Origin of the sequence: Agarivorans sp. QJM3NY_29, assembly GCF_050870835.2 — a bacterium.
In the GTDB taxonomy this organism is placed as follows: Bacteria; Pseudomonadota; Gammaproteobacteria; order Enterobacterales; family Celerinatantimonadaceae; genus Agarivorans.
On sequence record NZ_CP194036.2, the window covers coordinates 3,752,713 to 3,766,523 of the forward strand.

Annotated in this window: 12 protein-coding genes and 1 pseudogene; 3 read left to right on the forward strand and 10 right to left on the reverse strand. The window is 45.5% G+C overall.

The window, feature by feature from the left end:
* Positions 1–40 precede the first annotated feature (40 nt).
* From ACRRS0_RS17080 to ACRRS0_RS17115, 8 genes are all read right to left on the reverse strand, one after another.
* Positions 41–1,939, reverse strand: a complete 1,899-nt coding sequence (locus tag ACRRS0_RS17080; protein ID WP_432452014.1) for a transglutaminase TgpA family protein — start codon at positions 1,937–1,939, stop codon at positions 41–43.
* Positions 1,939–2,907: a hypothetical protein gene (locus ACRRS0_RS17085; RefSeq protein ID WP_432452013.1), complete on the reverse strand. Its 969-nt coding sequence runs from the start codon at positions 2,905–2,907 to the stop codon at positions 1,939–1,941. The genes ACRRS0_RS17080 and ACRRS0_RS17085 overlap by 1 nt, the downstream gene beginning before the upstream one ends.
* Before the next feature lie 2 nt (positions 2,908–2,909).
* Positions 2,910–3,830: an AAA family ATPase gene (locus ACRRS0_RS17090; protein WP_432452012.1), complete on the reverse strand. Its 921-nt coding sequence runs from the start codon at positions 3,828–3,830 to the stop codon at positions 2,910–2,912.
* A 182-nt stretch (positions 3,831–4,012) separates the two neighbouring features.
* The gene (locus tag ACRRS0_RS17095) at positions 4,013–4,270 is read right to left on the reverse strand and encodes a CBU_0592 family membrane protein (protein WP_432452011.1); all 258 of its coding nucleotides are present in this window, start codon (positions 4,268–4,270) and stop codon (positions 4,013–4,015) included.
* Between the two features lie 1,207 nt (positions 4,271–5,477).
* Positions 5,478–5,945, reverse strand: coding sequence for an OsmC family protein (locus tag ACRRS0_RS17100; RefSeq protein WP_432452010.1), 468 nt, complete (start codon positions 5,943–5,945; stop codon positions 5,478–5,480).
* A 759-nt stretch (positions 5,946–6,704) separates the two neighbouring features.
* Positions 6,705–7,373 (reverse strand): class I SAM-dependent methyltransferase, encoded by a 669-nt coding sequence (locus tag ACRRS0_RS17105; RefSeq protein WP_432452009.1) that lies wholly within the window; start codon positions 7,371–7,373, stop codon positions 6,705–6,707.
* A 71-nt stretch (positions 7,374–7,444) separates the two neighbouring features.
* On the reverse strand, positions 7,445–7,891 hold the full coding sequence (locus ACRRS0_RS17110; protein WP_432452008.1) for a DUF1330 domain-containing protein: 447 nt from the start codon (positions 7,889–7,891) through the stop codon (positions 7,445–7,447).
* 2 nt (positions 7,892–7,893) lie between these two features.
* Positions 7,894–8,316 (reverse strand): MarR family winged helix-turn-helix transcriptional regulator, encoded by a 423-nt coding sequence (locus ACRRS0_RS17115; RefSeq protein WP_432452007.1) that lies wholly within the window; start codon positions 8,314–8,316, stop codon positions 7,894–7,896.
* Positions 8,317–8,983: 667 nt separating this feature from the next.
* On the opposite strand from ACRRS0_RS17115, the gene ltrA reads away from it, so the two are divergent.
* Positions 8,984–10,315: a group II intron reverse transcriptase/maturase gene (gene ltrA, locus ACRRS0_RS17120; RefSeq protein ID WP_432452006.1), complete on the forward strand. Its 1,332-nt coding sequence runs from the start codon at positions 8,984–8,986 to the stop codon at positions 10,313–10,315.
* A gap of 81 nt (positions 10,316–10,396) precedes the next feature.
* Here the strand turns inward: ltrA and ACRRS0_RS17125 are convergent, their stop codons facing one another.
* Positions 10,397–10,846 carry a hypothetical protein gene (locus ACRRS0_RS17125; protein WP_432452005.1) on the reverse strand — a complete coding sequence of 150 codons (450 nt, stop codon included), beginning with the start codon at positions 10,844–10,846 and terminating at the stop codon, positions 10,397–10,399.
* Between the two features lie 257 nt (positions 10,847–11,103).
* Here ACRRS0_RS17125 and ACRRS0_RS17130 point away from each other — a divergent pair, with 257 nt between their 5' ends.
* Positions 11,104–12,084 carry an integron integrase gene (locus ACRRS0_RS17130; RefSeq protein WP_432452004.1) on the forward strand — a complete coding sequence of 327 codons (981 nt, stop codon included), beginning with the start codon at positions 11,104–11,106 and terminating at the stop codon, positions 12,082–12,084.
* Between the two features lie 244 nt (positions 12,085–12,328).
* Positions 12,329–12,454: pseudogene (locus tag ACRRS0_RS17135) on the forward strand (transposase); the annotation flags it as partial.
* 749 nt (positions 12,455–13,203) lie between these two features.
* On the opposite strand, the gene ACRRS0_RS17140 reads toward ACRRS0_RS17135, so the two are convergent.
* Complete coding sequence (locus tag ACRRS0_RS17140; protein ID WP_432452003.1) at positions 13,204–13,455, reverse strand: DUF2960 domain-containing protein; 252 nt, start codon at positions 13,453–13,455, stop codon at positions 13,204–13,206.
* Positions 13,456–13,811: the final 356 nt, after the last annotated feature.

The following is a 13,811-nucleotide window of genomic DNA, read 5'->3' on the forward strand; positions in this document are numbered from 1 at the left end:
AGCTATGTTGATCACAAGCCGTCAATAAAGCGTTTCACCGTTATTCAAGGTAGCGACGCTGCTGATAAGCTCGCACCGTTTGGCGTAAGGCAGCAAGATGTTTCGGCGATTCTAGCTCGACACGCGCCACAAACTGATCAAGGGTCTCCCCTGAGCGACGATGAATATCATGTCGTTCGAGTAAGTATAACTGCCAACGTAGCGCCCTTAGCTCCGCCGGTGGTAAACGCCAACGCCAGGGTTTGGCAAGTGCCACTGCACTAAGCAAGATCCCAAGCAACAATAAAGAAGTCGTTAACATCCACAAAGAACTTCCCGGCAAACGCTTTAATAAGCGGGAAAATAGAGACAACTGGCGAGTTTGATCGAAATTGAGCACCCAAGTTGCCCACCAAAAATCGGCTTGTGCCATTAGCAACCTTAATTGGTTTAAACCTTGGCTATACCATAAACGTTGTCCCCAACTATGAATATTTTGCCACTGAGCTGCTGTCGACGGGCTCTGCTGCAAGTTAAATTCAAGCCGATCCGGAGCAATCCAAGCGGTAGGATCAAGCCGCAGCCAACGCTGGCCATTCCAGTACTCTGCCCAAGCATGCGCATCATAATGACGCACCGATATTCGCAGTCCCGGTTGCTGCCACTCCCCGCCTAAGTAGCCAGTAACCATTCGCGCAGGGATCCCCATCAAACGTGCCAATACCACAGCACTCTGCGCATAATGCACACAAAATCCACGCTGCTGCCTAAGCAAAAATTCTTCGACTCCTAACCAAGCGGGATACGCGGGCGGGTTTAAGGTATAAACAAAAGCTTGTGCTAAAAACCACTGTTGCATCGCTGCAATCGCTTGTTCGGTGCGCACAACTGAGCTTTGAGCGGTAGCTTGCGCGCTAAATTGCGAGGCTAAACGGCTGACAGCATCAGGGATCCCTTGCGGTAAAGTACTTAGGCGACGCTGTTCAGCCTGCGGAAGTGGCTGTAACTCGGCATCGGAAAGTTGCCCAAAACGCAGCAACTGTCGAGCAAAGCTATCACCACTTCGCAACCAGCTACCATCAGCTTGAAACTGCGCGCCACTGCCGTTTAGCACGCTTGGATGAAGAGTTGCCAACCAGTTATTGGACGCTGGTTCCAACAATAATTGGTAGCTTGGGAGCGTAGTGAGCGGCGCGTCGGGCGGCTCAACAATTTGTTTAGCTAAAGCACTGCGGGTCCATTGTTCACCATCGAATTGATCTAATACCATAGCCCGCCAATACAACGATGTGCTGATTTGTGCTTGGCTAAACTCGGCTCGAAATGCCAGTTTGTCGGAGCGAATTAACTGACTAATATCCCCCGGTCGAACCACCTCGGACAAACCGGTTTGAGCAGTGTCGGGACGAGGCATTTTCCATAAGGGTGCAAGCCGCGGTGTCAATACAAATAGCGCCACCGCTAAGGGACTCATTGCCAACAACCATAGCCCCAGCATTTTTCCCTGTTTAAACGATAAACGAACATCCAGACTGAGCAAAAGCAACAAATGGATGAAGCAAACCAACAGCGCCAACACTGCCGCGAGAGGCTGACTGGAAAACACTAACGAAAATGATGCTAAAAAAAACCCAGTAAGAACAAAAACTTCTAAGTCTCTGCGTTGATGTAACTCAATATATTTCAAACTATAACCGAGCATCACCACATTCACTAACTTGTCGAACAAATCCATCGAGTAACTTAACCATAAGGTCAGCAATACCATCAATAACAGGATCAACTTCACCCACCTGGGTTTGGGGAGGCTAGCTAAACCTTGTACCACTCGTAAGCGCCACCAACCACAAGCGCCTCCCACCAATACGAGCAACCAAGGCAGATGTGGCATTAATATCAAGGCGCTGGCCAAGTAACAGACCAGAGATAAATGAATACTGCGAGCACCTAAAGTGTTCATCAAGGCACCTCAGCCCCCGCTAGCATCCGCAGAGCAGCTTGTAAGTGTTCGTTACCACTAGCGCTGGCAAGCCGCCGCTGCGCCAACTGTAAACTAAAAGCTTGTTGCTGCTGATTTAGTTGACGAACCCAGAAGACCAGGACCGATAAGGACTGCTCATAGGGTAAATGAACTAAAGCGCGATCGGTCAGCTGCAACTCGAGTGCCGGATTATCACTAAATTCCTTACTTTGTAGCCCTCTACCTGCGGCAAATTGCTTCCAGGCTAACAAGCTTTTACGCTCACCACTGCGATAAGCCTTTAAGCCAGAAAACTCGTTCGGTTGTGGACCTGTGCTCAGTTGTTCAACATCATGCTCTCCGGCCAACTCAGCCACAGGACAAGGAAACCCCGCAAGAGGTACCGGATAAGCTGTGATCGTGGCGTTAAAATCAACCCGTGTCCAACATCGAAATAGACCTAAAGGATAAACACTCGAAATATCAATTCGAGGCAAGGGCCAATGACCACGTTGACTCACGGTAATATCAATCGCCAAGCACCCTGCGCTATACTCACTCGCCTGAGGCCCCTGCCAAGCGCTTAATTGCCCGACGACTGCGAGGGCTCTTTTATCGGCGGTTTTGTCCAAGGCTAACAACAAACGTAACGGCTGGTCACATTGACCTTCAGCGGTATAACGTAACTGCAGCAGGCTCCCTGACAAATTCTGATGGCAGAGAATTAAACACAGTAACCACAACGCCAACAGCCACAAACTCAGAGCCAAAATAAGGTTATTTTGGTAGTTGGTCCCAATCGTGAGTAAGGTCATTAGGGTCAATAAAAAAGACCAACCAAAGGCGGTTGGCAAGATAAATAAGTTCTTTCGATTGAGCGTCAACGAAGACGCCGCAGGGATCCGCCGAGCCAACCACGCCTCCACTCGCTGCTTTCGCCAATGCTTTAATCGCTCAGTCAGCCGCAATGCTATTCTCCCGAAGGTAAATCGCGATAGGGATCAACTTCTGCCAAAATATGTTTAGCATAGGCTTCACCACTGTCACCGCGTCCCAAACGATGTGCGCTAACCGCTGTAAAAACCGCCTGTAAATCATCTGGCGAAACATGTTTCTTATGGTGAACAAAAGCCCAAGCTTTGGCGCAAGCTAACAGGGTTAAACTGCAGCGAGGAGACAAAGGATGAGCGCCTTCCAATTGCCGACTAAAGTGAATTAAGCGTAATAAATAATCGAGCAAGGCATCACTACAATGCAGCCGTTGAACCTCATGTTGCAGGGCTAATAATTGCTCAATGGTCAGCGACGATGGGGCTGGTGTGGCATTTTGCTCCCGTTTCAGCATCGCCATTTCAGACCCAAGGTCGGGATAGCCAATACTGAGGCGCATTGCAAAGCGATCCAACTGCGATTCAGGTAGATCAAAAGTGCCGAGCTGTTCGCGTGGATTTTGAGTGGCGATCACAAAAAATGGTGAAGCCAGTGGATAGCTGTTGCCATCGGTACTCACCTGTTGCTCTTCCATTGCTTCTAACAAAGCGCTTTGGGTTCTTGGACTGGCACGATTGAGTTCATCGGCCAGCACTAAATGATGGAAAATAGGACCCGGATGAAAACTGAATTGTTGAGTCGATGGCTCAAATACCGATACTCCAATGATATCGGCCGGCAACAAATCGCTGGTAAATTGGATCCGTTGAAAACTCAAACCAAAACTGCTGGCCAACCACTTTGCGAGGCTGGTTTTACCGGCTCCGGGCAAATCTTCAATTAACAAGTGCCCCTTAGCCAGTAGACAACTTAAAGCCAAACGCACCACTTGCGGCTTACCTAAAAGCTGTTGCTCTAGTTGACAACTAATTGCCTGTAACTCGGGATGTAAGGATTCCACATGCGTCTACTGCAAATAAGCCATAGTATTAGCATACAAAGCTTTCAGGATTTTAGGCAATGTTCGTCACTAGAGTTCCGACAAGATCGCTTTAAGCAAGATGGTAAATTATATGTTAAAGGATAGAAGGATAGCCATTAAAGTTAAGCACTCCGTATATAGAATGCTTAACTACACGGGACTTAAGCCATCGCAGGCGAGCGTTTAAGGTATTTGACAATGCCTACTAGCGAAGCACTAATCCAGAACAGTTCAATAATAAAACTGGCTAAATTAAAGTTGATGCATAGGCTAATCAGCAACAATACTGCACCACTGAGATTCATTAAGTTGTAACTGAGCTGTTTTGGGTTTAAGCGTTCTAACTGGAGTAGGAAGAAAGCTCCTACGACTAAAGCGGTCCCCGAAAGGCCGACGATATTAGCAAATAAATGTTGCATAAGATTCTCATTAACAAGCGAACTGGTTCGTCCAAATTGCTGGCCCGCTCCTTGGGGTGGACGCTCTCAACTGCAATGCAGTATTCCCTGAGACAGCTTGTTAGTGGCATATTAAAATGCGAGCGTAATTTACCAGAAATGACAGCTCGATGCAGGTTTATTTTGACAGTTTTTTAGAAAGCGGGCGAATGGTGTCGCTGGAACTATAAAGTGACATAAGGACCTGCGTTACATCTAATGCAAATCCAAAATTTGAACCATAGTTTGACATAAAATAGAACCATAATATGGCATAGTGCATTTCGTATGTTTGCCGCCCCCAAACACACTTTTGGACATTTCCGAGTTAAAGCCTTAACTCTAAAGCGTCTGTTTCGGATAAAAATTTCTATGGGTTAACGCCCCGCTCACCCGCACATACTGCGGAGAGCGTTTTTGTGTAAAGTGGCGCGTAGAGACACACAAAAACGAGCGTAGCAGTATGTGTCGGTGTGCAGCGGTTTGTGTACGCCCAGCATGGGCATGAACTAATGAGGTGAAAGTCCTCTGTAGGAAGGTCACCGTTTAATAATATTTTGATTATTAAACGCTAACTACTAGCGAATGGCAAGGGCATTGCCGCGAGGGAATGTCTGAAGGAAGCCGGACGCAAATCTGCGAGCTGATGAACAAGAACATCATATGAGGCGTAGGCTGGAGGCGAGTTGGCACAAGACAACGAAGCCATGTGATCTAACGGCCACCGTAAATGATGCAGCAGTGCAGAGACAGTACATGTTCTTATCTGGGGAGATCTGCTTAACAGGCGATCGTTAAACTCACTAGCTTGGCCGCTAACTCAAACAGGCCTGGCACTTAAGTCTCATCAACTTAAGTGAGCAAATACGATGAACAACGATAGCGCTATTTGGGGTAACTCAAACGGTGATTAAGCAGAAGTCAGCAGACGGCATAGTAGCCCAACGCCCATCGTAATGGTTGGGACATGGTGAAGGCCTGAACCTGAAAATCAATGAGGAGCCTGTGCAGCTCATTGTCTCCGTATCCGACCGGACTGAGGAGTCATGGCGCAAAAAACAGAAGCCATCATTGGAATGCAAAGGAGCTAATCGGCCGTTGTATTTTAACCGTTTTCAGGAAACGCCCTGTGCGGAGCCGCATGCAGGGTGTTGTGGGGGCTGGAGGTTAGACACCTCCGGCTACCCGATTAGACGATGATCTCAGTAAGTATCTCTGTTTTTACTGAGTTTGCTAGAAAACATTGCTCATGAGATTGATGATGCATTTTCTCAAGTTGCTCCATTGTGGGTTGTTTTTCACCAGAAAACTTAACATTTGGTCTAAGAGTAATTTGAGTCATTTCAATATTACCACCCTCAACTTTCTCCATAACACCCACTGCATTGTCTAGGTATGAATCGACAACAAAACGTCTTTTGGCTGCGATTCCTAAAAAGAACAACATATGACAACTTGAAAGCGATGCAATGAAAGCCTCTTCAGGATCCACGTTAGCTTCAACGGAGTATGGTAATGGGACTATATGCGGAGAAGATGATGCTTGAACGGTTACACCACCATCAAAACTCCACTCGTGACCTCGGCTGTATTTATTATCAATATACTTTTCATCATTGGCTCTCGTCCAATTAACTTTTGCGTAATACTCTGACATCGGAACTCCATTTGCGTAATCGTCTAACGCTCGGTTAATTTGAGCCGCGCTTTTTGCGGCGTCAAATTGAACCGCTTGTGTACGCCCAGCATGGGCATGAACTAATGAGGTGAAAGTCCTCTGTAGGAAGGTCACCGTTTAATAACATTCTGATTATTAAACGCTAACTACTAGCGAATGGCAAGGGCATTGCCGCGAGGGAATGTCTGAAGGAAGCCGGACGCAAATCTGCGAGCTGATGAACAAGAACATCATATGAGGCGTAGGCTGGAGGCGAGTTGGCACAAGACAACGAAGCCATGTGATCTAACGGCCACCGTAAATGATGCAGCAGTGCAGAGACAGTGCATGTTCTTATCTGGGGAGGTCTGCTTAACAGGCGATCGTTAAACTCACTAGCTTGGCCGCTAGTTCAACAGGCCTGGCACTTAAGTCTCATCAACTTAAGTGAGCAAATACGATGAACAACGATAGCGCTATTTGGGGTAACTCAAACGGTGATTAAGCAGAAGTCAGCAGACGGCATAGTAGCCCAACGCCCATCGTAATGGTTGGGACATGGTGAAGGCCTGAACCTGAAAATCAATGAGGAGCCTGTGCAGCTCATTGTCTCCGTATCCGACCGGACTGAGGAGTCATGGCGCAAAAAAACAGAAGCCATCATTGGAATGCAAAGGAGCTAATCGGCCGTTGTATTTTAACCGTTTTCAGGAAACGCCCTGTGCGGAGCCGCATGCAGGGTGTTGTGGGGGCTGGAGGTTAGACACCTCCGGCTACCCGATTATGTTTTTGTAACTTCTTAGCCACGACAAAATAGCTAGATGCATCTTTATATATCTCCTCAGATTCAACTGTTTGAAACCCGCCTGCTTCTAATATACTTTCCACATCTGAGCTTGTGATCCTTCTTATAGGAATGGGAATTAATCCAAGTTTACACAAGATCCGCACTAACTGGATTTGAAGATTAACTAAAAATGACATCTTTTGACGTAAGCAAGGTGTTACAGAAATGAATAAACCTTCTGGCTTTAGTAATTCACTTATTCGAAGGACTACATCCTCTGGACTAGAGACTGTATGCAACATGTTAAAAGCCAGAATGACATCATATGACTCTTTAGAATATTTGCTGTCAAAAATATCCGATTGCTCGAACCTTACGTTCTCTATTTTTTCAGCTGCTGATTTCTCCCTCGCTATTTCAATCATCTTCGATGATATATCAATAGCGTGAACCTCTTTAACCTGACTGGAAAACTGGCAAGCTGAGGTTCCTGTCCCGCAGCCATAATCGAGAACGGTATCGCTATCTTTTAGGAATTTTCTAGTATTTTCTCTAGATTTACTATGAATGTACTCAAATCGCTCTTCGGTCTTGTCGTACTTTGTAGATGCTCCGTCCCAAAACTCTTCCGGTTTACTCATTCTCTATACCTTTGTGGGGGAAACATAACGCTTGGCTCTGGGGCTGCATGGAGAGCAGCATAATGCGCTCCCTAGCAGCCACTTGTTATGTTGTGATTTCTACTTTCCACAATTGGCAATAACCGAGAGTCAAGAATGGCAGCAGTTCTATGGCCTATTCCAGCTGAGTATTCAGCATTGGAGGCGAAAGCAAAAAAGTTTTCAACGGAGCTTTGCTTTACAAGCATGACCACATCCCATTGCTCATCATCAGGCCCAATAAAAAATTTTCCTCCATCTCCGAGAAATAGGAGTTCACCGCCATTCTCCCTCAAATGAGGCATCGTGTGTTCTATATATTTCTGGAAGGCCTCTCTGCCAGATATTTTTGTTTCAGGAGAAAGTTTTGGATTACTTGAATAATCAGCGAACTCCCTAAAGCGCAGCATATTGAGCATTACTACTTCCCCAGAAATGTTACGCTGGAACAAAGCAGCCCCAGTCTCTTGGGTCGGTTCGATGTAAGATTTGCTTGTCATCTTTAAATTACCTTCGTATACAGTTCTGCTAATTTTTCTAGTTGGTTTTGGCTCAAATTGGATGTGAGGTCGCTTGCGATATGAGAAAAACTATCACGGGCCTCTTCAAATAACCGTTGCCCGGTGGCTGAAAGTTTAACGAGACTCTGTCTTGAGTCTCGAGGATTTTTAGTCGTTTCAATAACTTTATTTTTTTCCATAGGCATGAGCAGGCGAGTGACACCAGAAGCGCTCATGCCTAAATGATCAGCCAACGCAACTCTTGAAACTCCTTGGTGAAAATCATAGCTCAAACAGTGCATAACGATATACTCAGTTAGACTGATACCATGGACACTTAGACAATTCCCTACTCTTTTCGATAGCCTCGAAGCGAGAAGAGCGTTTTTGATAATAAATAATGAACTGACATTTTCGTTTAACATGGAAATACCTTCACTTATGCTTGATTATGCAAGTATAAGTGAAGGTATTTGAAAGTCAAGAACAGCTTTGAGTGGAAACATAACGCCCGCAGCAGCGGTATTTTTGTAGTGAGGCACGAACGGAAAAAATATCCGACTGCCTGCGTTTGTGTACGCCCAGCATGGGCATGAACTAATGAGGTGAAAGTCCTCTGTAGGAAGGTCACCGTTTAATAACATTCTGATTATTAAACGCTAACTACTAGCGAATGGCAAGGGCATTGCCGCGAGGGAATGTCTGAAGGAAGCCGGACGCAAATCTGCGAGCTGATGAACAAGAACATCATATGAGGCGTAGGCTGGAGGCGAGTTGGCACAAGACAACGAAGCCATGTGATCTAACGGCCACCGTAAATGATGCAGCAGTGCAGAGACAGTGCATGTTCTTATCTGGGGAGGTCTGCTTAACAGGCGATCGTTAAACTCACTAGCTTGGCCGCTAGTTCAACAGGCCTGGCACTTAATTCTCATCAACTTAAGTGAGCAAATACGATGAACAACGATAGCGCTATTTGGGGTAACTCAAACGGTGATTAAGCAGAAGTCAGCAGACGGCATAGTAGCCCAACGCCCATCGTAATGGTTGGGACACGGTGAAGGCCTGAACACTTAGAATAAAGGAGGAGCCTTGTTAAACTTGAACACCCATTCGCCGTCCGGCGTAGATGCGATTCAGCGTAATAACTCGCAGCCAACCTTTAGCCAACATCTATTCGAACATATGCTAACGCGGCAGAATATTCAGCTCGCGTGGCAAGGTGTTCGAGCCAATAAAGGGGCTGCTGGAGTGGATAACATGTCCATTGATGCATTTCCTTCTTGGGCAAAACTACACTGGAAGCAGGTTGCTGCTGCGCTGCGTAATGGCCAGTATCAGCCTAAACCGGTACGCCGTGTGGAGATAGATAAACCCGATGGCGGGAAGCGCCTACTGGGGATCCCAACCGTGCTCGACCGTGTCATCCAGCAAGCCATTGCCCAAGTGCTAACGCCTACCTTTGACCCTAGCTTCTCAGCGAACAGCTTTGGATTTAGGCCAAACAAGAATGGGCAGCAAGCGGTGAAACAAGTGCAAAGCATCATCAAGCAAGGCCGACGCTTTGCCGTTGATGTCGATTTATCTAAATTCTTTGACCGAGTTAACCATGATCTATTAATGAGTCAACTGGGACAAAGCGTGCAAGATAAACGGCTACTGACACTGATTGGAAAATACCTGAGAGCGGGTTTTATCCATAACCAGTGCTATCAGGAAAGTCGAGAAGGTGTACCGCAAGGGGGACCATTATCGCCCTTGCTGGCCAATATCATGCTCGATCCATTGGACAAAGAGCTGGAAAAGCGAGGGCATAAGTTTGCTCGTTACGCCGATGATTTTACCATTTTGCTGAGAAGTCAGCGTGCGGGTGAACGAGTGCTTACGAGCATTAGTAGCTTCTTGCAACGGCGCTTAAAACTTGTGGTTAATACAGCCAAAAGTCAGGTGGTTAAAACGGCGAAGAGTAAGTTCTTAGGGTTTACCTTTAAAGCGGGACGGCTGCAAATTCATGCCAAAACGTTACACCGTTTTAAACAACAAATTAGGCGTCTAACAAACCGTAACTGGGGCGTGTCGATGGGCTATCAGCTATTTAAAGTAAGCCAATACTTGCGAGGATGGATAAACTACTTTGGGATCGCGAATTGCTATCAACTGTGCGTAGATCTAGATCACTGGATAAGGCGCAGAGTGCGAATGGCCTACTGGCGACAGTGGCGAAAACCGAGAACCAAAGTAAGAAATCTGATGCGTAGAGGAGTACATGTTCAAGCCGCGGTAGCCTGTGGCATAACCAGTAAAGGCCCATGGAGAAGCTCGAAAACACCGGGGATCCAACAAGCATTATCGAATGCTTATTTAGCATCCCAAGGTCTATTTGCGCTTCGAGATGGATGGATTAAGCTTCACCATTCTAAGTGAAACGCCCTGTGCGGAGCCGCATGCAGGGTGTTGTGGGGGCTGGAGGCTAGATACCTTCGGCTACCCGATTATGTGATAATTTCATGCGACTAGCTCACCGTTAACAATAAACACGCCTTCTTTACTATTCTCTGGGCATACTAAGTAGCGCGACGAACCAGTTACAACCTTTATCTCCTCAAGAATACTTAAGAGAGCGAATAATTTCTCCTCGCTGTCAATTTCAGAAGGTGAAACATCACACTCCAACTCTGATTTTTCATAGAACCGTAAAAACAACGTTATGTCGCCAACCAACATTGAAACAAAGCAATAAAATCCGCTAACATCGATATAGGCGTTGATATCTTTAGGGAATTTTTCTGAGTTCTCATCAGATTCTGGAATATAGCAATTAATTGATGTCACATTTGAATTAGCTGAAAGCCACCCGAACAGCTTTTCCCAGCCGCTAGTGGTCATATGCTCATAATAAACATCTACAAGCATTCCATTGTCTTCGAAGTACTCTTTCGCTAATTTCCAGTTCATCAATTTCGATTCACATAACGCTAAGTAGGCCGCACGTGCGGTCTATCCCATTCAATGAGCGCGCGTCCTATCACAAAAAACATGATCTTCATCACGTTCGCCCATCAATTTATGATTTGATATTAACCCATTGTCTACCTTAGTTTTTTACTCGGAATCAATCAATCGTCGATCCATTTCTATCATTGATTACTTTGACAAATGACGCAAACGAAACTAAAAACACTGTATGCATATACAGATAAAAAGTGCACAACATGTCAAACACACCATTGCGGCTCCAGCAGCGATTTAGAAATACGATTTATCAGCACCATTACAGTATTCGCACCGAGCAAACCTATTGGCATTGGATAAAACGTTTTTTGTATTTTAATCACAAGCAGCACCCAGCAAAGCTCGGAGCTGCTGATATTGAACGATTTCTAACTCATCTAGCGGTCGATAGGCAAGTCGCTCCGGCGACTCAAAACATCGCATTTAATGCCTTAATGTTTCTCTATAACAAAGTACTACGTATCGAAATGATTGGAATTCAGGCGAAACGCTCGAAAAAACAAGTCAACATTCCCGTAGTTTTTACTCGAGCTGAAGTGAGCCAAGTGATTGCGAATTTACCCGCGGATTATCAGATCATGGCTTCACTGCTTTACGGTTCGGGACTAAGACTCAGTGAATGCTTGAGATTACGGATTAAAGACTTAGATTTTGATCAAAATACAATCACCGTACGGCAAGGCAAAGGAAATAAAGATCGCGTAACTTTGTTACCCCCTAACTTGATCCCAAAGCTTCGCGATAACATTCTCCTGAGCAAAAGTGTTTTTGCTCACGATATGAGTCTACATTATGCTGGAACGACGATGCCTTACGCGTTAGCCCGTAAGTACCCACATTCTCAACGGTCGTTTTCTTGGCAGTTTTTGTTTCCTTCAACTCGCCTGTGTATCGACGCTAGAACAGGTGAGCTCAAACGCCATCATATTCATCATAGTGTGCTCCAAAAAGCAGTCACCAAAGCCGTGCGTAATGCCGGTATAAATAAGCCTGCAAGTTGCCATACCTTTAGGCACAGTTTTGCCACCCACTTATTAGAACAAGGGACTGATTTAAGAACTATACAAGAATTACTTGGCCATCAGGATGTAACAACGACTGAGATTTACACGCATGTTATCGGTCGTCATACCACGGGCGTCAAAAGCCCTTTAGAGTGCTTGGTTCAAGCTGCAAAATAGATGATTTTTGACAAGACCATCGAACAGGTTTTTGCATTCTAGCTGGTGATTAAACTTGGCTTGTAAAATCTGATTCAAAACCATTAGTTTTGGTATGGAAAGAAACATGGGTGATTGCGTTGTTCGTTAGAAGGCGTAACACGGAATGGGGCAAAAGCACGTTAGTGTTGCGATAACTCGACAAAAACTATTGGTTAGTCATCATTCTTCATTAGATGCATGCTTACCCAGCACGACATACATGACCTTGCCGACCTTCACATTCTTAAAGCTTATCTTGCAGCATATATTGCCCAAGGGCTTACAGCGGGTGAGAGATTATGGTTTCTTACGGGGTAACGCCAAACACGTATTGCGGCGCATTCAGTTAGCACGATTAACTTTGACGCTAGCAAACTTAAAGATGTTTTTATTCGGTGAGGGTTTTCACAAGCTTCTGATGTACATAAAAATACCCATGTGCAACAAACCTTAAACCAACATACCTTACGTCAAGGTATGGGGCAAATTTGTCACACAATGGGTAAATTATGTCACAGTATGATTCAATTATGTCACTCTATGGTTCCAGCGACAAATGGTGGTTCGGCCAAATAAACCCTGAGTCAATCAAAGCCAAATCAATAAAAACGGTAAGATCAACTAGGGCAATATAAAGAATCAGCGAAATAGCTAAAAAACGACTCAGCTGATTCTATTTCACTTAGCGTCGCGCGCGGCGAACCCATAACAGAATAGCCAACATCGCCGACCGCACCCCACCAAAGGCTCCCCCACCGGAAGAGGTAGCATCAACGACTGGTTGGGCACACAGAGTTTCATCTTCTAGCTCGCTGTCACTGCTTGCTATAACTTGGTCAAGCCATGGTGAAAATGGGCCAACAGACGGTGCCTGCTAACTTGTAGGTCCCACCCTCATCGATAAATATCGAACAGCCACAGAGAGCCTTGTCTCTCCCCCTCAATATAGGGAACAGCATTGTTGTCCGCATATAGATTGCCGACCCTGCTTAATGCCAATAAACCAAACAGCGCTCTGAGTCGTATTTCCACTTAAGGACCTAGCTAGACCCCATCTCTGATTAAACAGCTGCCCTTGCCCAACTAACGACAGCAAGCCTAAGTTTTTTCTTCATCTTTTAAAAAACGAATATGACTAAAGCCCAAACGTTGAAACTCTTTTTCACGATATGCTTTCAGGGTTCCTTTATCGCGAGTTGACATGGCAAGCTGTTTTTCCATTGCCAAAAAAGCATGAAGATCGATCCCTTCCGCGGCCGCCACCGCTTCGTGAATGTCATAATATTTATCGAAAGAAAAATTAATCACCTTGGTGGTGTTTTGATAGGTGTATGTAACCTGACGCGCCATTGTAAACCTCTAAAACTAGCTATGCGGCTCGATCATATCGCAAACGACCACAGGATGTTACGTAAATTACAGCGCCCTTAATCGCAATCACCAGTCATAGGTACAATGAGACAAAACCTCCACTCCAATCTAATTAGTAGCCCAAGATATATAGTTCAAAAAACCAACAAGCTACTGTATTCATAAGATTTCTGCTGAAAATTTGGCTAAAGCTATAAAACCTCCCAATAATCGGACGATTTAGCTCAACCATTTACAAAAATGCGCTAGGGTTTATGCAGCTGATAGGCTAACCTTGCGAGCGTTAACAAGTAGCCCATCGTTAGTGAGATCACTAACCCATTGTTGATGCTGAA

What these genes read in the sequence shown, in the direction of transcription:
- ACRRS0_RS17095 (WP_432452011.1), bottom strand. Translation starts at nt 4,270, where the DNA reads ATGCAACATTTATTTGCTAATATCGTCGGCCTTTCGGGGACCGCTTTA.
- ACRRS0_RS17115 (WP_432452007.1), bottom strand. Translation starts at nt 8,316, where the DNA reads ATGTTAAACGAAAATGTCAGTTCATTATTTATTATCAAAAACGCTCTT.
- ACRRS0_RS17080 (WP_432452014.1), bottom strand. Translation starts at nt 1,939, where the DNA reads ATGAACACTTTAGGTGCTCGCAGTATTCATTTATCTCTGGTCTGTTAC.
- ACRRS0_RS17105 (WP_432452009.1), bottom strand. Translation starts at nt 7,373, where the DNA reads ATGAGTAAACCGGAAGAGTTTTGGGACGGAGCATCTACAAAGTACGAC.
- ACRRS0_RS17100 (WP_432452010.1), bottom strand. Translation starts at nt 5,945, where the DNA reads ATGTCAGAGTATTACGCAAAAGTTAATTGGACGAGAGCCAATGATGAA.
- ACRRS0_RS17125 (WP_432452005.1), bottom strand. Translation starts at nt 10,846, where the DNA reads ATGAACTGGAAATTAGCGAAAGAGTACTTCGAAGACAATGGAATGCTT.
- ACRRS0_RS17110 (WP_432452008.1), bottom strand. Translation starts at nt 7,891, where the DNA reads ATGACAAGCAAATCTTACATCGAACCGACCCAAGAGACTGGGGCTGCT.
- ACRRS0_RS17130 (WP_432452004.1), top strand. Translation starts at nt 11,104, where the DNA reads ATGTCAAACACACCATTGCGGCTCCAGCAGCGATTTAGAAATACGATT.
- ACRRS0_RS17140 (WP_432452003.1), bottom strand. Translation starts at nt 13,455, where the DNA reads ATGGCGCGTCAGGTTACATACACCTATCAAAACACCACCAAGGTGATT.